This window comes from Saccharomonospora marina XMU15 (genome assembly GCF_000244955.1).
Classification (GTDB): domain Bacteria; phylum Actinomycetota; class Actinomycetes; order Mycobacteriales; family Pseudonocardiaceae; genus Saccharomonospora_A; species Saccharomonospora_A marina.
This window is the reverse complement of sequence record NZ_CM001439.1, coordinates 593,210-613,413: the sequence shown is the minus strand read 5'-3', so window position 1 is coordinate 613,413 and position 20,204 is coordinate 593,210. Positions and strand designations below refer to the sequence as shown.

Here is a 20,204-nt window from a genome sequence, read left to right as displayed (position 1 = left end):
TCGTCAGTCCTTCAGCAGGCCCGCGCGGCTCAGAGCCGCCGCGGCATCGGCTGTCGCGTCGAAGCTCAACCCGGATCGCTCGGCGATGTCGAGCAAGCTGTGCTCGCCGTCGGAGAGGTTGAGCACCCACAGCATCGCCAGTTGGGCCGTCTTGGCGTCGCTGCGCCCGCCGAGGGAGTCGTACAGTCCGCGCTTACCCAGTTGTGGCTCGCCGTACGGGCTCTGGTTGACGTAGCGCCGGTTGCGGTCCAGCACCGCGAAAGCCTCGAGGCAGGTGGCCAGGGTGTCGGCCATGGCCTCGGGTGAGACGAAGTCCGGATTGTCCGCGGAGGTGTGGTACTCGGGATAGCCCGCGTACGGCGTGCGGGTGAGCGAGCCGACGCCGAGATTGAATCCGGGTGAGCAGAACTGCCGCTCGTCATAGCCGTAGGGGGTGAAGTCCACGATCCGGTGCCTGCGGCCGGACTCCCGCAGCACGTGCTCGAGCACCCGGTCGATCTCGGCGTCACCACGCCTGCTGCGCTTGTAGGTGAGTCCACCGCGGTCGCCCGCGCACGCCAGCACCAGGCCGTGCTTCACGCGGTCGATCCGTTCGGCGTTGCGTGCCAGCCAGGTGATCGAGCCGATGGTTCCCGGCGCGAACAGGAACCGGTAGGTGTAGTGCGGGTTCGACTCGGCCAGTTCGCGGGCCAGCGAGCAGGCGACCGCGATGCCCGCCAGGTTGTCGTTGGCCAGCGACGGATGGCACACATGGCAGGAAACGAGCACCTCGTCGGTCACCTCACCCGGCACCACGTGTTCGCCGTAGGTGAGGGACCCGTCCTCCAGCGTGGAGTCGATGCGCACCTCGTAGTCGCCTTCGGCCATGGCGTCGAGCGTGTCCTGCGCGAGGCAGAACCCCCAGGTGGGGGCGTAGTAGCTGGTGCGGTAGGGAATCCACGCCGGGTGCTCGGGCAGCGTGTGCAGGTGCTCGCGCAGCCGCGAAAGCGGCATCGTGGTCGACACCGCAACGCTGTAGCCCACCACGTGCAGGTTCGACGCCGCGAAGTCGACCACGCGGTTGCCTTCGGAGTCCGCTATGTAGGCGTCGCGGATGTTCCATTCCTTCGGCACCGTCCAGTCCAGCACCGGAGTACCCGTCGGCACCTCCCGCAGCCGCAGCGGGACGTACTCGGAGATGATCTCGAGGGTGCGGCGCAAGCCGTCACCGGTGATGCTGCGGCAGATCGGGTAGAGCCGCCGCACCAGCGCGTGCATGTCCGACCCGGTGCTCATCGGCGGCGCAGGGTTTCGTCGACCTCGCCTGCCTCGCGGCGGTCGCGAAGCCGGGCCAGCCGGGTGAACCGATGTTCGAAGTCGTGCCTGGTCAGGCCGAACCGCTGGTAGGCGTCCACGAGTTCGACGGCACCCCGCTTCACCGACCACTCGCAGTCGAAGCCCGGCACGGCGGCGCGGAAGCGCGAGAAGTCGACCCGGTAGGAGCGTGGGTCGGCGCCCGCTTCACCGGTGATCCGCAACGTCGAGCCGGGCACTGCCTGCACCACCTCGTCGGCGATCTCGGCGACGGTGACGTTGTTGTCCTCGGTGCCGATGTTGAACGCCTGCGCGTGCACGGCGTGCCCAGGTGCGACGAGCGCGGCGGCGAAGGCGCGTGCGATGTCGGCGGCGTGCACCAGCGGTCGCCACGGCGTGCCGTCGGAGAGCACCAGCACCTCGCCGCTGAGGTAGGCGTGGGCGACCAGGTTGTTCAGCACGATGTCCGCCCGCAGCCGGGGCGAGAAGCCGAACGCGGTGGCGTTGCGCAGGAACACGGGGCTGAAGCCGCTGTCGGCGAGCTCGCGCAGATCGTCCTCCACCCGCACCTTGGATTCCGCGTACGGAGTCACCGGGCACAGCGGCGCCTCCTCGTCGACGAGCACCTCCCCGCCGGAGGTTCCGTACACCGAGCACGTCGAGGCGTAGAGGAACCTCGCGACGCCTGCTTCCCGCGCCAGCCTCGCCAGCCGGACGGCGGCGTGGTGGTTGATGTCGTAGGTCAGTTCGGGCGCGAGCGCGCCGAGCGGATCGTTTGACAGCGCCCCCAGGTGAATGACCGCTTCGACCCCACGCAGGTGCTCCTCGGTGACGTCACGCAGGTCCACCGCGTGCCCAGCGGGGTCGCTTGGCACGGGGCCGAGCACGCAGTCGGCGAACAACCCGGAGTCCAGCCCGGTCACCTCGTGACCCTGCGCCGCGAGCACGGGTGCCAGCACGGTGCCCAGATAGCCTTGGTGCCCGGTCAGCAGCACGCGCATATCCTGATCAGCCTTCCAGATTCAGCGTCAGCTTCCTGGTGTAGAAGCCCTCCGCGTAGCGGGTCCCGCATTCGATTCCCCGGATGCGAGCGAGGCCGAGGAAGGCCTCGTCGTCGAACCAGCCGCGGTGCCGTTGCGAGGGATAGTGCTGTCGCAGCAGGCGGGCCTTGGCCTCGGCGATGCTGTCGGCCAGCGGTTGGTACAGCGATGGTGTGCCGAGGTCGCCGTCCCACTTGACGATCTCGTAGCCGATCGTCAAGTGGTCCCGAAAGGCCGTGGGTACGAGTTCGGCAAGTCCTCGATGGTCCTGGTGCGCGTCGTCGACCCTCGGTGCGATCACCAGGTCGGGATCGGTTCTGCCGCGCAACTGCTCGACCGCGTCCTTGGCCTCCTCCCAGTGGACGGGCAACCGCCCGTCGGGTAGCTTGTGGACGGTCAGTTCCAGCTCGGCGCCTTCGCAGAACGCGGCGAGCGCCGCTCGCTCCTCATCCTCCCGAGGCGTCCCTCCCCCGGAGAGCACCAGCGCGTCCACCCGCAACCCCGGCCTCGCCCGGCACAGCGTGAGCAGTGTCGCGCCCGCTCCGATGGCGATGTCGTCGCAGTGCGCGCCGAGCACGGCCACCCGGTCGATGTCATCGGCGGTCAGCCTGATCACGCCGTCCTCGCCCGCGGTTTTGCTTGCTCCCACAGCGCCCACGGGCGTTCTCCCCTTGCGTAGGCCTCGTCCAGTGCGGCGCGCTCCTTCAGCGTGTCGGTCGGTTTCCAGAACCCGCGGTAGGGATAGGCGAGCAGCCTGCCGCGCTTGGCCAGCTCGCCGCAGCCGTCGGCCACGAGATCGCCGTTCTCCGGGATGTGGTCGAAGATGTCTTGGCGCAGCACGAAATAGCCACCGTTCTCCCACAGCGGCAGCTCGCTGACGGCGGTGATCGAGCCGACCCGGCCACCCTCGTCCATCTCGACACAGTGGAACGACGACTGCGGTGGCACCACCATCATGGAGGCGCCCGCGTCGGACTCGGTGAACCGTTCGATCATGTCGGGAAGTGGGGCGTCGGTGAGTACGTCGGCGTAGTTGGCCAGGAACACCTCCTCCCCTTCCAGGTAGTCGCGAACACGGCGCAGCCGCTCCCCGATGGGCGAGTCGAGTCCGGTCTGTACGAACGAGATCGACCAGTCGGCGATGTCGGTGGAGAGCAACTCGACCCTGCCGCCACGGAGGATGAAGTCGTTGGAGGCGGTCTCGGAGTAGTGCAGGAAGAAGTCCTTGATGTGGTGCGCACCGTAGCCGAGGCACAGCACGAACTCGTTGTGCCCGAAGTGCGCGTAGTAGCGCATGACATGCCAGATGAGCGGGCGTGGACCCACCATCTGCATGGGTTTCGGCGCATCGGTCGGGCTGCCGCCTCGCATCCGCATGCCGTATCCGCCGCAGAACAGGACCACCTTCACGACTTCACCTCGACGATCTCCGGGTGCGGGATCGGAAAGATCAACTTTCCGCCCCACTCGCCGACATAGGACAGCTGTGCGGTCAGTTCCGCACGCAGATTCCACGGCAACACCAGCACGTAGTCGGGCCGGTCGATCTCGATCTGTTCGGGGGCGAGGATCGGGATGCGGGTTCCCGGCGTGTACCTGCCGTGCTTGTACGGGTTTCTGTCCACCGTGTAGGCCAGCAGATCCGGCCGGATGCCACAGTGGTTGAGCAGCGTGTTGCCCTTGCCAGGAGCGCCGTAGCCCACCACTGTCTCCCCGCGCTCGGCGGCGGCGATCAGCAGCGACAGCAGGCTCCTGCGTACGAGCGCGACCCTCGCCGCGAACTGGCTGTAGCCGGACAGTTCGTGCAGGCCCTCGGCCTTCTCCCTGGCGAGGATGTCGGCTGTTCGCGCGCTCGGTTCACCCGCGACCTCGGCAGGCCGTGCCCACAACCGGATGGAGCCGCCGTGTGTCGGCAGCAGCTCGACGTCCACAACGGACAGCCCTCCCGAGCCGAGCGCCCTGCGGGCGGATTCCACCGTGTAGTACTGGAAGTGCTCGTGGTAGATGGTGTCGTACTGGACGTTCTCGACGAGCGTGAGCAGGTGCTGCACCTCGATGCTGACCCAGCCGTCGTCGGCCACCAACGCACGTAGCCCCTTGGTGAATCCGACGATGTCGGGCACGTGCGCGTACACGTTGTTGGCGACGACGAGGTCCGCGGGTCCGTGCTCGGCCCGTACGGCCGCACCGGTGCGTGGATCGAGGAACGCCGTGTGGGTCGGCACACCCGCCGCTCGCGCGGCGTCACCGACGTTGGCGGACGGTTCGATCCCGAGGCAGCGAATCCCTTGCGACACGACGTGTCGCAGCAGGTACCCGTCGTTGCTGGCGACCTCGACCACGAAGGAGTCCGGCCCCAGCCGCAGGTCGGTGGTGGCGTCGCGGACGAAGCTCCGTGCGTGTTCGACCCATGACGTGGAGTAGGAGGAGAAGTAGGCGTACTCGGTGAAGGTCTCCTCCGGGGTGATCAGCGCGGGCAGTTGGGCAAGCCAGCAGCTGGTGCACACCCGCAGGTGCAGCGGGTAGGTGAGCTCGCGCTCGTCGAGCTGTTCCTCGGTGAGGAATCGCTCGCACGGTGGTGTCGCTCCAAGGTCCACAACGCTCGCGGTGCTCGTGGAACCGCAGAGTCGGCAGCTGGTCATACTCGGCCCCTCCGCCGGCGCGGTGTGTTCGTGCAACCGCTGATTCGCGGGAAAGGAGCCGGTTGTTACAGAAATCGGCGCGCAATTCGGAATCGAGACGAATCGCGCGACTGCCATTTTCCGAATGCGCGGAATTGTTGTGGGGACATTTCCGCCACGGCATCGCGGTAGCCGGGTCGGGCGCGCCTACTTGCGGATCTCCAGCGTGCAGCACTTCGGCCCGCCACCGGCCTTGCGCAACTCGGAGACGTCCACCGGCACCGGCTCGTAGCCGAGCTCGGCGAGCTGATCGGCGAGGCGCTCGGCCTCGGCGGGCAGCACGACGTGGCAGCCGTCGCAGACCCCGTTGAGCCCGAGGCATGCCGCGTCGGGTGTGTCCGCGCGTACCGCGTGCGGGAACATCCGCTCCAGCACCCTTCGCGAACCCGGCGAGAACGCTTCGGGATAGTAGGCGAGCTGGGCGGGCGCGGTGTCGCTTGCCTCGCTGAGCACGAACAACGCCGTGTCGAGGTGGTAGTAGCGCGGGTCGGTCAACCGCAGCGACACCACCGGCACACCGAGCACCTCCTGTGCCTCCGCGTGGGCCTCGGGGTCGGTGCGAAAGCCGGTGCCCGCGAGCAGTTCCCTGCCGGTCCACACGAAGTCGCCTTCGGCCTCGTTGATGCGCGTCGGCATCGTGATGTCGCGGTAGCCGTGATCGAGAAACCACCGGCGGAAGTGCTCGGCCTCGGCGGCACGCTGCGCCGCCCTGAACCTGGCACCGAGCACCCGGCCGTCGATCACCGTGCCGGAGTTGGCGGCGAACACCATGTCCGGCAGCCCTGGTTGCGGCTCGATCTCGTCCACCGTGTGCCCGAGCCGCCGATAGGTCTCCCGCAGTGCCGCCCACTGCGCCATGGCCAGTTCGGGGTCGACCGGCACGCTGGGGTCCATCCAGGGGTTGATGGTGTAGTCCACCGCGAAGTACCGGGGAGGACACATCAGGTAGTGCCGGGGCGTTGGGAAGCGCATGCTTCGAATGTATGGCGACTTGATCACGCAATCAATCGCGAGTGGTTGCTCATCTGTGTGCTAAACATTGCGCGTGAACACCTTGGACCAGCGAATCATTTCATGTCTCGTGGCGAACGCCAGATCAAGCTATGCCGAGATCGGCAAGGTGGTCGGGCTGTCCGCTCCCGCCGTCAAGCGAAGGGTCGATCGACTGCTCGACACGGGTGTCCTGCGTGGCTTCACGGCGGTGGTCGACCCCGAGGCACTCGGCTGGGGCACGGAGGCCTTCGTCGAGGTCCACTGCCACGGCAACGTCGCTCCCGCGCGCATCCGGGCTCACCTGGAGCCGCTGCCCGAGGTGGTGGCCGCCTACACCGTGTCGGGCGCCGCGGACGCGATCGTGCACCTGAGAGCAGCCGACATCCACCATCTGGAGGACGCTCTGGAGCGATTGCGGGGCCTCGAGATCATCGACAGGACGGTGTCAACGGTCGTGCTGTCCACGCTGCTGGAACGTTCCCCCGAACCGGGCGCCGGTTCCCAGTAAATGGGACAAGGTAGGGTGTTACCAGCGGTCACAGGTAAGCCGGATCACACCGTCGCACGATGGTCAAAAACAACAAGTAATGTCGAGGTATGAGCGCTCGACGCGCTTAGTCGTGAGAGAGGGATTCCCTGACCCATGAGCACGAGTGCCAGCGACAGCGATACCGAGGCGCTGTCCGCGACACGACCGACCGAGGTCAACAGGCTCGACCGGGTGGTGATCCGCTTCGCGGGGGACTCCGGCGATGGTATGCAGCTGACCGGCGACCGGTTCACCTCGGAGGCGGCGGCGTTCGGCAACGATCTGGCGACCTTGCCGAACTTCCCGGCGGAGATCCGTGCTCCGCAGGGAACGATCCCGGGCGTGTCGAGTTTCCAGGTGCATTTCGCCGACTACGACATCCTGACGCCAGGGGACCGGCCGGACGTGCTGGTCGCGATGAACCCGGCGGCCCTGAAAGCCAACATCGGCGATCTCCCACGTGGTGGGACGGTGATCGTCAACACCGATGAGTTCAACAAGCGAAACCTCACCAAGGTCGGGTACTCCGCCAACCCGCTCGAGGACGACTCGCTGGCGGGATTCGAGGTGCACCGGGTCGCGATGTCGACGCTGACGCAGGGGGCGCTCTCGGAAACCGGGCTGGGCAAGAAGGACGCCGAGCGCTGCAAGAACATGTTCGCGCTCGGGCTGCTTTCGTGGATGTACCACCGTCCGACCGAAGGCACCGAGGCATTCCTGCGCGAGAAGTTCGCCGCCAAACCGCAGATCGCCGAAGCCAACATCCTGGCGTTTCGGGCAGGCTGGAACTACGGCGAGACCACGGAGTCGTTCGCCACGACGTTCGAGGTCGCGCCCGCGGCACTGCCTGCGGGCACGTACCGGCAGATCACCGGCAACACCGCGCTGGCGTACGGCATCGTGGCGGCGGGACAGCGCTGCGGACTGCCGATCCTGCTGGGCACCTACCCGATCACCCCGGCCAGCGACGTGCTGCACGAGCTTTCCAAGCACAAGAACTTCGGCATCACCACGTTCCAGGCCGAGGACGAGATCGCCGGGATCGGCGCCGCACTCGGCGCGTCCTACGGGGGCGCGCTCGGAGTGACGTCCACCTCCGGCCCAGGGATCGCGCTGAAGAGCGAGACCATCGGGCTGGCTGTGATGACCGAACTGCCGCTGCTGGTGATCGACGTACAGCGCGGCGGACCGTCCACCGGCCTGCCGACCAAAACCGAGCAGGCCGACCTGTTGCAGGCGATGTTCGGTCGCAACAGCGAGTCCCCGGTGCCGGTGATCGCGCCGTGCACGCCCGCCGACTGTTTCGACGCCGCGCTGGAGGCCGCCCGGATCGCGCTGGTCTACCGCACCCCTGTGCTGCTGCTTTCCGACGGAGCGATCGCCAACGGCTCGGAACCGTGGCTGGTCCCCGACGTGGCACAGTTGCCGGACCTGCGGGTGGAGTTCGCGACCGAACCGAACGCCCCCGACGGTTCCGGGGAGTTCTGGCCGTACCTGCGTGATCCCGAAACGCTGGCCCGGCAGTGGGCGATCCCGGGTACGCCGGGGCTGCAACACCGCATCGGCGGCCTCGAGAAGCAGGACGGCAAGGGCAGCATCTCCTACGACCCGGACAACCACGACCACATGGTGCGGCTGCGCCAGGCCAAGGTCGACAACATCACCGTGCCCGACGTGACGGTGGACGATCCCAGCGGTGGGCAGGCGAAGGTGCTCGCGCTGGGTTGGGGCTCGACCTACGGCCCCATCGGCGCCGCCTGCCGCAGGGTGCGCAAGCAGGGACTGCCGATCGCGCAGGCCCACCTGCGCCACCTCAACCCCTTCCCCGCCAACCTCGGCGAGGTGCTGAGCCGCTACGAGCACGTGGTGTTGCCGGAAATGAACATGGGGCAGCTGGCGCTGCTGCTGCGTGCGAAGTACCTGACCGACATCCGCTCATACACCAAGGTCGCCGGGCTGCCGTTCAAGGCCGAGGAACTCGAAGGCGTCTTCACCGACATCATCAAGGAGGCCACACAGTGACGGCCACCGATCTGGGGCTGCCCACCGCAGGCGGGTTGGACCTCGTTCCTGGTACCGACGAGCCGCAGAAGGCCAAGGACTACAAGTCCGACCAGGAAGTGCGCTGGTGCCCCGGCTGCGGCGACTACGTCGTGCTCAACACCATCCAGTCGTTCCTGCCCACACTGGGTCTCAAGCGCGAGAACATCGTGTTCATCTCCGGAATCGGCTGCAGTTCCCGGTTCCCCTACTACATGAACACCTACGGGATGCACTCCATCCACGGCCGCGCGCCCGCCATCGCGACCGGGCTCGCCACCACGCGTCCCGACCTGTCGGTCTGGGTCGTCACCGGTGACGGCGACGCACTCTCCATCGGCGGCAACCACCTCATCCACGCGCTGCGGCGCAACGTCAACCTCAAGATCCTGCTGTTCAACAACCGGATCTACGGTCTGACCAAGGGCCAGTACTCCCCCACCAGCGATCCGGGCACGGTCACCAAGTCAACCCCGATGGGATCGCTGGACACGCCGTTCAACCCGGTCTCGCTCGCCCTCGGCGCCGAAGCCACGTTCGTCGGCCGCGCGCTGGACTCCGACCGCAAGGGACTCACCGAGGTCCTCACCGCGGCCGCCCAACATCGCGGTTCGGCGCTGGTGGAGATCTACCAGAACTGCCCGATCTTCAACGACGGCGCTTTCGATGTCCTCAAGGACAGCGATGAGGCATCCCGGCGCATCATCCCGCTGCGGCCGGGCGAACCCATCCGGTTCGGGCCGGAGGGTGAGTACGGTGTCACCGCGACCGGCTGGGGAGGTCTGGAGGCGGGCAAGGTCTCCGAGATCGGGGAGGACAACCTCGTCGTCCACGACCCGACCATCGCCGACACCGCGTACGCCTTCGCCCTGTCCCGCATCGGGGACCAGCACCTCAACCACACCCCGACCGGCATCTTCCGCCAGGTGGCCAGGCCGACCTACGACGACCAGGTCCGAGCGCAACTCGAACATGCCAGGCAGGCCAAGGCACCGGACCTGCAGGCGCTACTTCGGGGCAAGGACACCTGGACCGTCGGCTGAGGCGTCAGCCGAGCGGGCGGCGTCAGCCGAGCGGGCGGAAACCCACCCGCTCGGCGTCGGCGGGCGTGCGAAACCAGACCTCCGCGACCATCCGGGAGAACTGCGGCGAATCCTCGGTGCAGTAGCGCAGTGCCGTCACGCTCGCCTTGACGGTGAAGTCGTCCGACGGCCTGCCACCACCTGGCCGCGGCATCGCGGAGCCTGGCCCGAACGGTCCAGAAGGTGACTCCTGCGGCTCCTGCTTCTCGCGGGCAGAGGGCGCCGCATCCTTCGGGGCCACGGTGGGTTCGAACAGCGAACCGCTGTGGCCACCCGCCGCCTCGCTCTCCGGCTCCCGCCTCGCGATCGGACGAAGCGACGGCTGGATGGGCTTGGGCGGCTCGAAACCGCCTCGAAGTGCCTGCCTCGGTTGCCGCTTCGGAAGTACCTGGGTCTGCTCGACGGGCGCCTCGTCGTCGGCGGGTGTATCGCGGTCACCGAAGGCGTACGCGGGAGGTTGTTCCGTGTCGAGGCCGTCGCCGAAGTCCTCGCGCTCGTCGTCGGCTGAAGCAGGCTGGAACAGGCTCGCCACCCTTGCGGGCGCGGGCGGCTCTTCCGGCTCGGCTGGTACGTGGCCTTCCTGCCGGGGCGGCTCTTCCCCGGAAGCCGGCTCAGGCTCCAGGACCGAGCCAAGACTCGCTGCCGCGGTCGTGTCGAAGGCCGGTTCGGCAGACGAGGGGTCGGCCGGTACCGCCGGTGGCTCCGGCGAGCGGTAAGCCCGCAGGCTGTCCTGCTCCGGCCAGTTCGTGGCCGCGGGGATGTGCTGTGTCACCTCGCCTTGCCCCGGCTGCGGCAACGGCTCGATGTACCTGGTGGACGGCATGGCAGCCACCGGGTCGCCCTCCGAGCGACCGCCGCCACCGCCGGTCGTCGTCGCCTCATAACCCCGGTCGGGCTGCGCGGGCCGCGCCGGGGGCGCCGACTGCGACTGGGCGAGCCTGCGCCGCAGCTCACGGACACTGCGCCGAGCAGGCCGGGCGAGAAAGAGCCAGGACAGCAGCGCGCCGAGCACGAAAGCGGCGGCGCTGTACACCCATACCTGCCCGAAAATGGACATCCCGACGCTGTCCTCCCTAGTGGGTACGTGCCACGAGGTAGTCGGTCACCGACTCGCAGGCGTCCCGCGCCGGAGAGGATGGCAACGCCTCCAGCTCCGTCCTCGCGCGCCGAGCGTAGTCGGAAAGGGTGACGTGTGCGCGATCCAGACCACCAGAAGTCCGCAGTAGTTCGAGTGCTTCGGCCACTGTCGCGTCGTCGGTGATGGGACCACCGAGTAGCTCGGCGAGCCGGGGATCGCAGCGCTCGTCGGCCAGCGCGTAGAGCATCGGCAACGTGCGCACCCCTTCACGCAGGTCAGTGCCCTGCGACTTGCCCAGTTCGCTCGAAGGGGACGCGATGTCGATGATGTCGTCGGAGATCTGGAACGCCGTACCGATGATCTCGCCGAAGCGGTGCAGGGCCTCGATGTGGTCGGCGGCGGCGCCGGACAGCATGCCGCCGAACCGGCCTGCGGTGGCGATCAACGAACCGGTCTTCTGACCGATCACGGACAGGTAGTGCTCGACAGGGTCCTCACCCATGCCGGGGCCGACCGTCTCACGCATCTGCCCGGTCACCAACTCGCCGAAAGTCTCGGCGATGATGCGGGCCGCGTCGGTGCCGAGGTCGGCGACCAGGCGCGAGGCGTGCGCGAACAGGTAGTCCCCGGTCAGGATCGCCACGGTGTTGTCCCACCTTGCGTTGACGCTCAGTGCGCCGCGACGCATGGTGGCCTCGTCCATGACGTCGTCGTGGTAGAGCGTCGCCAGGTGCACCAGTTCCACCGCGGCGGCGGCGGTGACCACCGCATCCCGGCTGCCGCGATCATCGCTGCCGAACTCTGCCGCCAGCAAGGTGAACATCGGCCGGAACCGCTTGCCGCCCGCCTCGACCAGATGGCGTGCCGCCTCGTTGATGGCTTCCACGTCGCTTCGCACAACTTCGCGAAGCACGTCCTCCACGTCGCCGAGCCCGCCGACGAGCGAGCGCAGCAACGCCTCGTCGGCGATCCGCAGCCCGACCGCAGCGCGTAACTCCTCAATGGCGCCATCACGCACTGACACGTCGGTTCCGCCCTTTCGGCACTGGGTTCAGGGTCCTCACCAGCCTAATGGGCCGTGGCGAAGGGCGGGTGACCCGCGTGACGCTGCCGACACCGGCACCCTGGCCTACCCGCGCGAAGTGCCGCACCCCGACGCGGTGTAGCGTGCTACAGTACGTTGCGACGATCAGACCACCGGCACTGCGCCGATCAACCCATGAAATCAATTCGGAAATTATTGATCTTGAATTGCATTCGAACCGATTATTTCATCAGCAGAGATTCGCGAACGATCAGGTCAATGATCGTCGAAAAACGGACGAAAAAGCGGGAACCGTGCTAACTTCTCCGTGGTCGAATACCGTGCGTAGCGCCGACAGTCACGACTTGGGGAGGGGCCAAGTGGTGAACGACAACCGCGGGAGCAGCGAACCGTATCGAGCCGTCTACGTTCCCCCGCCCAGACAGGCACACGCGGAACCCTCCGACCATGCCTCCAGCCAGCCGGCGGCGAACGCGCCAGGTTCGGAATCCTGCGGGGGATATGCGTTCAGCGCAGAGCAGTTGCAGCGGATACAGGTTCAGTGGGATGACCTGGCCGACAGCTACAGCTGGGCACTGGGACAGGCGGCTGCGCTGGCCGATGTCGATAACGGACCGGGGAACGAATACGCGAGTCAGAACAACGCCGAGCTGATCAAATCGTTTGGCGAGAAGCTCCTCGCGGCACTGCAGGAGCGGCAGCGACATTGTCACCGAATGGCTCGATTGTTGGGCGAAACACTGGGCTCCTACTCCATGGCAGAACGCGATGCCGTAGAGCGAGTGACCTTTAAGGGCGGCAGGTTCGAATGAAGCGGTCAGCCCTCTTCGCATTGCCGCTCGCGATCGCGGTAGCACTGACCGCGTGCTCCCAAACCACCCGAGGGATCAGCAGCCCGGTAAGCCCCCGAACCAGTTCCACGGCGGCGGTGGAATTGCCCGGATACGGTGCCCCGAAGGTTGAGCACCCACTCGATATCACCCACTTCCGGCAAGTCCCGTGCGACACGTTGACCGTGGAGCAGGTGAGGACGTTCATCGGGACAGAGTTCGAGACAAGATCAGACCCCAACGCGGCGGCGGGGCCTCGTTGCATGTGGACACCCGTAGGAGACAACACTCCCGGAATGTGGGCTGCGTTCCCCAACCTCAGCGATCGGGGACTGACGACCCTCTACTACAACCGACACGACTACGCCTTCTTCGAGGAAACACCTCCGGCGAGTGGTTACCCGTCGTTGGCCTACGACCTGGTCGACCGTCGCGCGGACGGTGCCTGCATCGTCCGGGTTGGAACAAGCGATCAGGAAACGCTTGACGTGTCGGTCTGGCTGGGCGATCGAAAGGTCGGTGTGCTCGACCCGTGTAAGGCCACGCACCAGGTAGCCAGCGCGGCAGTCAAGACCATCAAAGCAAGGAACTGACATGGCCGAGGAACGACCGATCAGCGCTTCAGAGATATATGAGTCGATAGTCGGCGGAGAGGGGATCGGCAGGCTGGCAGAAGCAATCCACGCCGTCGCCCGACTGCGGCAGTTCCTGGAGTCCTCTGCCGAGCAACTGGGAGCGATCGCCAGGCAAACACACGAGGGTTGGCAGGGCGGTGCTGGTGGCCTGGCCGCCAACCAAGCGTGGCTACTCGGAATGGTGTGCGGTGCCGACAACCACGACATCAGCCGTGCGGTAGAAGCGGTCACGGCCCAGATCGACGCTTTCGTCGCCGTGCATCAAAGTGTGGTCCCCGTACCGCCAGAGCCACCGCCCATCACCGCCGACGGTCTCACCGCCTACCTCGAGGGTGGGCTGCACTACGCGGCCGACCTCGCCTCCTACCGGGTGGCCGCCGAGAACAACGTTCGCGCGTTCGCGCAATACCACGAAGCCAGCGTGGCCAACGGCGCGAGCATCCCCACCGAACTAGCGCCACTGCCGGTATCCACCGCCGAAATCGAGCGCACGGACCTTCCCGCCGTCGCACCTGGCAGGCTCGTCGGCGCGGCCGAACCCACCACTGGCCCGGTAACCGAGCCGGCCGCGACCGGCACAGCCACTCCATCAGTACCCGACATGCCTCCTGGCACCCGGCCTGTTTCGAGTCCGGACACGACCGAACCCGCTCACGGTGCCACGGCCAGTGCCGCAGGCGACCGACCGGTCTCACGGCACCCGTCGATGGCAACAACGGTGACCGCCAACCCACCCTCGGTCGAGGGTTCGGCAGCGCCCCCGGCGCGCCACCCCGCGCGAACTGGCCGAGGAGAGGATCGCGGCAGCCCAGGCAAAGGCAAGGACGGTGCCGTACGGCGCGACCACGGGCTCGTAGGCCGTACCGACGGACGCGGCCCCGCATCCGGTCGGCACGGCAGCGGCAGCCCTGGAGGGCAGGCAAGGCCGCCGGCAGGCCCTGCGGGCCAGATCAGCACGAGCGGTGCAAACCGGGCGGGTGGCGGTGGAGTCGCAGGCCACCGTGGCGTTTCCGGTGTGCCGCTCGGGGCGGCAGGGCGTCGTCAGGCCGAGGAGGAAAGGGAACACAACCGGCCCGCCTACCTGCGAGAGCCTGACCCGGACGAAACCTTCGCGGGGCCTCACGAGCGGACCGCACCTCCCGTGCTTGGTGAGCGGCCCGAGAGGTGAGCCGTGCGGGTGGAGTTGTCGCTGGACACACTGCTGACCGCGATGTCGCTGGCGGGCTGCGGCGAGGCACATCTGATCTTCGCGGGCGGCGAGCGATACGTGCCGCCCTCGGCCACCGACCGGGTCCGCCGGGAAGCGCTCGACGAACTCGCCCCGCTCGGGCTGGCCACCGGGGGCGGACTGGATCGTGACTTCGAGGATGCCCTGCGCACACTAGGCCAGCCGCATACCGAGTACATAGCGCATGTTCGCGCGGGCGACCGGCAGTACGGGTTGCTGGTGGCGGTGCGTGGGCGGTCGGCGACCATCGCCGTACGCGAAGGCGCCCGCGTGCGCCTGAACAGGGCACGGGAAACGGACTACGCGGCCATGCTCGTCGCGCTACTGCCTGCTGCCGCGCCCGCCGACTTCACACCGTTCTCCGTGCCGCGGCAGGAGATCCGGGGTGAGCCCACCAGCCACGACGCCCGGGAGCTCGCGAGCATCCTCGCCCGACCCAGCGACGGGCTCGGCTACCTGCACGTGGCCCGCCGCGCGAGCGGCAAGCGGCGCACCGAAGCCACGGACGCGGTCTGCTACGTCGACGCCGAAGCGGGCAGAGTGGGCATCGCACCCACCGGCGGCGACCACGTCGCGGTGTTCCCCGGCGACGAGACCCGCCTCACGGCCAGGCTCGCCGCCGTACGCGCCACGCTTCGGTGAGCTAGGAGGTAAGCGCGAACCCGCCGGAGCCCGCCCAGTCGAGGGCGAACGTCGGCGCGATACCGAGCAGCAGGGTGACCACTACGCCGAGCGTGATCGCCGCCGTGGTGAACGCTCCCGGAACGCTCACCGTCGGCCCGTCGGGCGCGGGCTCGGAAAAGTACATCAACACCACCACGCGCAGGTAGAAGAACGCGGCGACGGCGCTGAACACCAGCGCGATCACCACCAGCGGTGCCATACCGTCGGAGAGCGCGGCGGAGAACACCACGAACTTGCCGACGAACCCGCTGGTCAGCGGAATGCCGGCCAGTGCGAGCAGCAGGAAGGTGAACACCGCGGCGAGCACCGGAGAGCGCTTGGCCAGTCCGGCCCACGCCGACAGGTGGGTCGCCTCCCCCGTGGAGTCGCGCACGAGCGAGACCACACCGAACGCCGCCAGCGTGGTGAAGCCGTACGCCAGCAGGTAGAACATCGTGCCGGAGAGGCCTTCCTCCGTCAGCGCCATGGTGCCGATGAGCAGGAAACCCGCGTGCGCGATCGAGGAGTAGGCGATCATCCGCTTCACGTCGGTCTGGGTGAGGCCCAGTACCGCGCCGATCACCATCGACACGATCGCCACGCCCCACAGCACGCCGCGCCATTCCCAACTGGTGGACTCGAACGCCACCGTCAGCACCCGCAGCATGCCGCCGAACGCGGCGACCTTCGTGCACGCCGCCATGAACGCCGTCACCGGTGTCGGCGCACCTTGGTACACATCCGGTGTCCAGGTGTGGAACGGTCCGACCGACGCCTTGAACAGCAAGCCGACCATCAGCAGGCCGAAGCCGGCGAACAGCAGAGTGTCGGAGCGGTCGGTGCCCGCCGTGGCGTTGGCGATCTCGGCGAACCGCACCGAACCCGCGTAGCCGTACAGCAGCGCCAGACCGTAAAGGAAGAACGCGCTGGCGAACGCACCGAGCAGGAAGTACTTGACCGCCGCCTCCTGCGACAGCAGCCTGCGCCTGCGCGCCAGCCCCACCATCAGGTACAGCGGCAGGCTCAGCACCTCCAGCGCCACGAACATGGTGAGCAGGTCGTTGGCGGCCGTGAACACCATCATGCCGCCGAGCGCGAACAGGCTGAGCGGGAAGACCTCGGTCTGCATGCCGGTGGAACCGACCTGGGCGCGGTCCTGGATGGTGCCGGGGCTGATGCCCGCCTCCGCGACGAAGGAACCGCCGGGCTCCACGGAGCGGTCGGCGATCAGCAGCAGCGCCGCGACCGACAGCGCGAGCAGCGTGCCCCACAGGAACAGCGCGGGCCGGTCCACCGAGATCGTGCCGCTGAAGGTGGTCACGCCTGCCGGCGGCGAGCTGCTCGCGTAGGCGGCCAGCGCGGCTCCGGCGGCAACCAGCGCGAGCAGGCTCAGCACCACCTGGCTGGACCAGCGCTGGTGCTTCGGCAGGAATGCCTCGAGCAACACCCCGAGGCACGCGGCACCGAGCACGATCAGCATCGGCAGCACCGCCGCGTAGTCGATGCCCGGCGCGTCGATGCGCTCGGCCTGCTGTGCGAGAAAAACGTTCATCACGGCTGGAACTACCTTTCCTGCACCGCTGAGACGGTCGCCTCCACCGACGGCGCGACCGTGTCGAGTACCGGCTTCGGGTAGAAGCCGAGCCCGACGATCAGCACCACGAGCGGGGCGAGCACGGCGATTTCCTTGCCGGACAGGTCACGGATGGCCTTCTTGGCGCCGACCTCCGGTGCCACCGCGGTGCCGGGGCCACCGCCGACGCCGACCAGCGCGTCACCACGCACCGGGCCGGTCATGATCCGCTGATACAGCCACAGCACGTATGCGGCGGCGAGCACCATGCCCACCGTCGCGATGATCGCGTAAACCGGCCTGGATTCGAACGCCCCGATAAGCACCAGGAACTCACTGATGAAGGAGCTCGTGCCCGGCAACGACAACGTCGAGAGGCCCGCGATGAGCAGCATTCCACCGAGGATCGGCGTCACCTTGAACATGCCGCCGTAGTCGGAGATCCGGGTGGACCCACCCCTGGTCGCGACGATGCCGATCACCAGGATCAGCATGCCGGTGGCGAGGCTGTGGTTGAGCATGTACGTGGCCGATCCGACCACCGACTGCGTCGTGAAGGCGAAGATGCCCAGCGCGATGAATCCGAAGTGGGCGATCGAGACGTAGGCTAGGAAGCGCTTCATGTCCTGCTGTCCCGCCGCCAGGATCGACCCGTAGATCACGCCGACGACGGCCAGCACGAGCACCAGTGGCGCGAGCTGCGAACTGGCCTCGGGGAACATCGGCAGGCTGTAGCGCAGGAACCCGAACGTGCCGACCTTGTCGAGAACACCGATCAGCAGCACGGTGACCGCGATCGGTGCCTGTCCCGCGGCGTCGGGCAGCCAGGTGTGGAACGGCACCAACGGCGCCTTGATGGCGAACGCGAGGAAGAAGCCGAGGAACAACCAGATCTGTGTGGAGGCGGGCGCGTCGCTCACCACACTCACCAGCGTGGCCCAGTCGAACGTTCCGCTTCCCAGTTCGTCGGCGGCCAGTACGTACGCCCCGATGGCCGAGGCCAGCATGATGAGCCCGCCGAGGAAGGAGTACAGGAAGAACTTCACCGCCGCGTACTGCCGCCTCGGCCCGCCGTAGAAGCCGATGAGGAAGTACATCGGCACCAGCATGATCTCGAACAGCACGTAGAACAAGAACACGTCGGTCGCCGCGAATACGGCGATCGTCAGCGCCTGCTGCACCAGGATCAGCGAGAGGAACCCACCGACGGAGCGGCCTTCCGGCAGCCGGTCGGTGGAGCGCAGCGCACCGATCACGATCGGCACGAGCAACGCGGTCACGGCGATCATCAGCAACGCGATGCCGTCGATGCCGAACGAGATGTGGATGCCGAATGCCGGAATCCAGTCCATCGACGTGGCCTGCTGGATGCGCTCGCCGCCCGGGTCGTAGGCCAGCCACAGTGGCACGACCAGCAGCAGTTCCAGCACCGCGACCGCGAAAGCCACCGCGGTCGCCGTGCGCTCGTTACCGCGCAACCCCGCGACCGCGACAGCGCCCGCGAGCGGCAGCAGGATCATGGCCACAAGCCAACTCATGAGAACCTCACCAGGAGCAGGGCGGCGACCAGCAGGAAGGAGCCGCCGAGCATGGAAAGCGCGTAGGAACGGACGAACCCGGTCTGCAGCCTTCGCAGCCGGCCGGAGCCGCCGCCGAACGCCGCCGCGATCCCGTTGACGGCGCCGTCGACGCCGCGGTTGTCGAGGAACACCGCGAACCGCGTGATCCAGAGTCCGGGTGTGGCGACAAGAGCCTCGTTGAGCGCGTTGCCGTAGAGGTCCTTACGGGCGGCCCGCACCGGCCAGGACACGTTGCGCGGCCGCTCGATCGACACCTCCTGCCTGCCGAACAACGCCCACGCCAGCAGCACGCCGAGCGCGGAGAGCCCGACGGTCAGCCAGGGAATCAGCGCGTGCGGCAGCACGCCGTGTTCGGACTCGGCGAGTTCGCCCACCGATGGCGTGAGGAACTCCGCGAGTGCGCCGCCGGAGACCAGCAGGAAGCCCGCGGCCACCGAACCGATGGCCAGCACGATCATCGGCACTGTCATCACCGGTGGCGACTCGTGCGGGTGGAACTGCCTGCCGTCGGCGGACGTGGTCTCCCGCCAGCGTTGCTTGCCGAAGAACGTCAGCAACATCAGGCGCGTCATGTAGAAGCCGGTGATCCCGGCGGCGAGCAGTGCCGCGCCGCCGAACACCCAACCGCGCCAGCCCCCCTGGCCGAAGGCCGCCTCGATGATGGCGTCCTTGGTGTAGAAGCCGGAAAGGAAGGGGAACCCGATGATGGCGAGGTAGCCGAGGCCGAACGTGGCGAACGTGATCGGCATGCTCTTGTAGAGCCCGCCGAACTTGCGCATGTCGACCTCGTCGTTCATGCCGTGCATGACCGACCCCGCGCCGAGGAACAACCCGGCCTTGAAGAAGCCGTGGGTCAGCAGGTGTGCGATGCCGAGCGCGTAGCCGAACGGGCCGAGCCCCACCGCGAGCATCATGTACCCGATCTGACTCACCGTGGAGTAGGCGAGCACCTTCTTGATGTCGTCGTAGGCACACCCGATGATCGAGCCGAGCAGCAGCGTGAAGGCGCCGATGATGGTGACCATCAGCCTGCCGTCCTCGGTCAGGTTGTAGATCGGCGCGGAACGAGCGATGAGGTACACACCGGCCGTGACCATGGTCGCCGCGTGGATGAGCGCCGACACCGGAGTCGGACCCTCCATCGCGTCCGGCAACCACGCCTGCAGCGGGAACTGGCCGGACTTGCCGACCGCGCCGAGCAACAGCAGCAGGCCGATCGCGGTGACCACCGCGGGCGACACCTCGCCGATGCCCGCGAAGACCTCGGAGTAGGCGGTGCTGCCGATGTACTTGAACATCAGGAAGATCGCCAGCGCCAGTCCGACGTCGCCGACGCGGTTCATCAGGAACGCCTTCTTGGCCGCGGTCGCCGCCGACGGCCTGTCCTGGTACCAGCCGATCAACAGGTAGGACGCCAGCCCGACGCCCTCCCAACCCAGGTACAGCGTCACGAAGCTGTTGCTGAGCACCAGCACCAGCATCGCCGCGACGAACAGGTTGAGGTAGCCGAAGAACCGGCGCCGGTCGGCGTCGTCGGACATGTAGCCGACCGAGTAGATGTGGATAAGCGACCCGACTCCGGTGACAAGCAATACGAAGGTCATCGAAAGCGGGTCGATCCGCAGTCCGAAGTCGACCTGCAGGGCTCCGACGGGGATCCACGAGTAGACGGTGGTGTCCACGACTTCGGCGAAGGAGTTGCCGAAGAACATCGCGAGCCCGTAGGCGAACGACGCGACGACGGTAGCGATGCCGAGCAGGTGTCCCCACGCGTTGGTCCGCTTACCTCCCGCAAGCAGGATGAGCGCACCGAGCGCGGGGAACGCCACCAGCAGCCACGATGATGCGATCAAGGCTCAACCCCTAGTTCGTCTTCGCTCGACTCCGGCACAGCTTCGCCTCTCACTCGGCTGC

General features: G+C 67.5%; 18 protein-coding genes. 7 read left to right on the top strand and 11 right to left on the bottom strand.

Annotated features, from left to right (window positions below):
* Positions 1-3 precede the first annotated feature (3 nt).
* The 6 genes from SACMADRAFT_RS02890 to ddaH form a co-directional block, all read right to left on the bottom strand.
* Entirely contained in the window at positions 4-1,275 is a 1,272-nt protein-coding gene (locus SACMADRAFT_RS02890; protein ID WP_009152281.1) for a DUF4910 domain-containing protein, read from the bottom strand.
* On the bottom strand, positions 1,272-2,294 hold the full coding sequence (locus tag SACMADRAFT_RS02885; protein WP_040925521.1) for an NAD-dependent epimerase/dehydratase family protein: 1,023 nt from the start codon (positions 2,292-2,294) through the stop codon (positions 1,272-1,274). The genes SACMADRAFT_RS02890 and SACMADRAFT_RS02885 overlap by 4 nt, the downstream gene beginning before the upstream one ends.
* A gap of 7 nt (positions 2,295-2,301) precedes the next feature.
* Positions 2,302-2,949 (bottom strand): PIG-L deacetylase family protein, encoded by a 648-nt coding sequence (locus SACMADRAFT_RS02880; RefSeq protein ID WP_040925520.1) that lies wholly within the window; start codon positions 2,947-2,949, stop codon positions 2,302-2,304.
* Positions 2,946-3,743, bottom strand: coding sequence for a sugar phosphate nucleotidyltransferase (locus SACMADRAFT_RS02875; protein WP_009152278.1), 798 nt, complete (start codon positions 3,741-3,743; stop codon positions 2,946-2,948). Before SACMADRAFT_RS02875 ends, SACMADRAFT_RS02880 begins: the two co-directional genes overlap by 4 nt.
* Positions 3,740-4,975: a class I SAM-dependent methyltransferase gene (locus SACMADRAFT_RS02870; protein WP_009152277.1), complete on the bottom strand. Its 1,236-nt coding sequence runs from the start codon at positions 4,973-4,975 to the stop codon at positions 3,740-3,742. Before SACMADRAFT_RS02870 ends, SACMADRAFT_RS02875 begins: the two co-directional genes overlap by 4 nt.
* Before the next feature lie 186 nt (positions 4,976-5,161).
* A complete protein-coding gene (gene ddaH / locus SACMADRAFT_RS02865; RefSeq protein ID WP_009152276.1) occupies positions 5,162-5,986 on the bottom strand; it encodes a dimethylargininase in 825 nt (274 codons plus the stop codon).
* Between the two features lie 73 nt (positions 5,987-6,059).
* Here ddaH and SACMADRAFT_RS02860 point away from each other — a divergent pair, with 73 nt between their 5' ends.
* From SACMADRAFT_RS02860 to SACMADRAFT_RS02850, 3 genes are all read left to right on the top strand, one after another.
* Positions 6,060-6,515: an Lrp/AsnC family transcriptional regulator gene (locus SACMADRAFT_RS02860; RefSeq protein WP_009152275.1), complete on the top strand. Its 456-nt coding sequence runs from the start codon at positions 6,060-6,062 to the stop codon at positions 6,513-6,515.
* A gap of 135 nt (positions 6,516-6,650) precedes the next feature.
* Positions 6,651-8,558 (top strand): 2-oxoacid:acceptor oxidoreductase subunit alpha, encoded by a 1,908-nt coding sequence (locus SACMADRAFT_RS02855; protein ID WP_009152274.1) that lies wholly within the window; start codon positions 6,651-6,653, stop codon positions 8,556-8,558.
* The gene (locus tag SACMADRAFT_RS02850; protein ID WP_009152273.1) at positions 8,555-9,619 is read left to right on the top strand and encodes a 2-oxoacid:ferredoxin oxidoreductase subunit beta; all 1,065 of its coding nucleotides are present in this window, start codon (positions 8,555-8,557) and stop codon (positions 9,617-9,619) included. Before SACMADRAFT_RS02855 ends, SACMADRAFT_RS02850 begins: the two co-directional genes overlap by 4 nt.
* A 22-nt stretch (positions 9,620-9,641) precedes the next feature.
* Here the strand turns inward: SACMADRAFT_RS02850 and SACMADRAFT_RS02845 are convergent, their stop codons facing one another.
* Together SACMADRAFT_RS02845 and SACMADRAFT_RS02840 are read right to left on the bottom strand one after the other, a co-directional pair.
* The gene (locus SACMADRAFT_RS02845) at positions 9,642-10,715 is read right to left on the bottom strand and encodes a sunset domain-containing protein (RefSeq protein ID WP_009152272.1); all 1,074 of its coding nucleotides are present in this window, start codon (positions 10,713-10,715) and stop codon (positions 9,642-9,644) included.
* A gap of 16 nt (positions 10,716-10,731) precedes the next feature.
* Positions 10,732-11,760 carry a polyprenyl synthetase family protein gene (locus tag SACMADRAFT_RS02840; RefSeq protein ID WP_009152271.1) on the bottom strand — a complete coding sequence of 343 codons (1,029 nt, stop codon included), beginning with the start codon at positions 11,758-11,760 and terminating at the stop codon, positions 10,732-10,734.
* A gap of 143 nt (positions 11,761-11,903) precedes the next feature.
* Here SACMADRAFT_RS02840 and SACMADRAFT_RS29800 point away from each other — a divergent pair, with 143 nt between their 5' ends.
* The 4 genes from SACMADRAFT_RS29800 to SACMADRAFT_RS02820 are packed head-to-tail and all read left to right on the top strand — an operon-like array spanning position 11,904 to position 15,116.
* Complete coding sequence (locus tag SACMADRAFT_RS29800; RefSeq protein WP_157617184.1) at positions 11,904-12,593, top strand: hypothetical protein; 690 nt, start codon at positions 11,904-11,906, stop codon at positions 12,591-12,593.
* On the top strand, positions 12,590-13,204 hold the full coding sequence (locus SACMADRAFT_RS28905; protein WP_009152269.1) for a DUF3558 domain-containing protein: 615 nt from the start codon (positions 12,590-12,592) through the stop codon (positions 13,202-13,204). Before SACMADRAFT_RS29800 ends, SACMADRAFT_RS28905 begins: the two co-directional genes overlap by 4 nt.
* A 1-nt stretch (position 13,205) precedes the next feature.
* Positions 13,206-14,414, top strand: coding sequence for a hypothetical protein (locus SACMADRAFT_RS02825; RefSeq protein WP_009152268.1), 1,209 nt, complete (start codon positions 13,206-13,208; stop codon positions 14,412-14,414).
* 3 nt (positions 14,415-14,417) lie between these two features.
* Entirely contained in the window at positions 14,418-15,116 is a 699-nt protein-coding gene (locus tag SACMADRAFT_RS02820) for an ESX secretion-associated protein EspG (protein WP_009152267.1), read from the top strand.
* Between the two features lies 1 nt (position 15,117).
* Here SACMADRAFT_RS02820 and nuoN read toward each other — a convergent pair whose 3' ends face one another.
* From nuoN to nuoL, 3 genes are read right to left on the bottom strand one after another with little or no spacing between them, the layout of a single operon-like run.
* Complete coding sequence (gene nuoN, locus SACMADRAFT_RS02815; protein ID WP_009152266.1) at positions 15,118-16,689, bottom strand: NADH-quinone oxidoreductase subunit NuoN; 1,572 nt, start codon at positions 16,687-16,689, stop codon at positions 15,118-15,120.
* An 11-nt stretch (positions 16,690-16,700) separates the two neighbouring features.
* Positions 16,701-18,248 carry an NADH-quinone oxidoreductase subunit M gene (locus SACMADRAFT_RS02810; protein WP_009152265.1) on the bottom strand — a complete coding sequence of 516 codons (1,548 nt, stop codon included), beginning with the start codon at positions 18,246-18,248 and terminating at the stop codon, positions 16,701-16,703.
* Positions 18,245-20,143 carry an NADH-quinone oxidoreductase subunit L gene (nuoL, locus tag SACMADRAFT_RS02805; protein WP_009152264.1) on the bottom strand — a complete coding sequence of 633 codons (1,899 nt, stop codon included), beginning with the start codon at positions 20,141-20,143 and terminating at the stop codon, positions 18,245-18,247. The genes SACMADRAFT_RS02810 and nuoL overlap by 4 nt, the downstream gene beginning before the upstream one ends.
* Between the last annotated feature and the right edge of the window lie 61 nt (positions 20,144-20,204).

Excerpts from the sequence above, each read along its gene's own strand:
- SACMADRAFT_RS02845 (WP_009152272.1), bottom strand. The coding sequence starts at position 10,715 with ATGTCCATTTTCGGGCAGGTATGGGTGTACAGCGCCGCCGCTTTCGTG.
- SACMADRAFT_RS02855 (WP_009152274.1), top strand. The coding sequence starts at position 6,651 with ATGAGCACGAGTGCCAGCGACAGCGATACCGAGGCGCTGTCCGCGACA.
- SACMADRAFT_RS02885 (WP_040925521.1), bottom strand. The coding sequence starts at position 2,294 with ATGCGCGTGCTGCTGACCGGGCACCAAGGCTATCTGGGCACCGTGCTG.
- ddaH (WP_009152276.1), bottom strand. The coding sequence starts at position 5,986 with ATGCGCTTCCCAACGCCCCGGCACTACCTGATGTGTCCTCCCCGGTAC.
- SACMADRAFT_RS02810 (WP_009152265.1), bottom strand. The coding sequence starts at position 18,248 with ATGAGTTGGCTTGTGGCCATGATCCTGCTGCCGCTCGCGGGCGCTGTC.
- SACMADRAFT_RS28905 (WP_009152269.1), top strand. The coding sequence starts at position 12,590 with ATGAAGCGGTCAGCCCTCTTCGCATTGCCGCTCGCGATCGCGGTAGCA.
- SACMADRAFT_RS02870 (WP_009152277.1), bottom strand. The coding sequence starts at position 4,975 with ATGACCAGCTGCCGACTCTGCGGTTCCACGAGCACCGCGAGCGTTGTG.
- SACMADRAFT_RS02890 (WP_009152281.1), bottom strand. The coding sequence starts at position 1,275 with ATGAGCACCGGGTCGGACATGCACGCGCTGGTGCGGCGGCTCTACCCG.
- nuoN (WP_009152266.1), bottom strand. The coding sequence starts at position 16,689 with ATGAACGTTTTTCTCGCACAGCAGGCCGAGCGCATCGACGCGCCGGGC.
- SACMADRAFT_RS02825 (WP_009152268.1), top strand. The coding sequence starts at position 13,206 with ATGGCCGAGGAACGACCGATCAGCGCTTCAGAGATATATGAGTCGATA.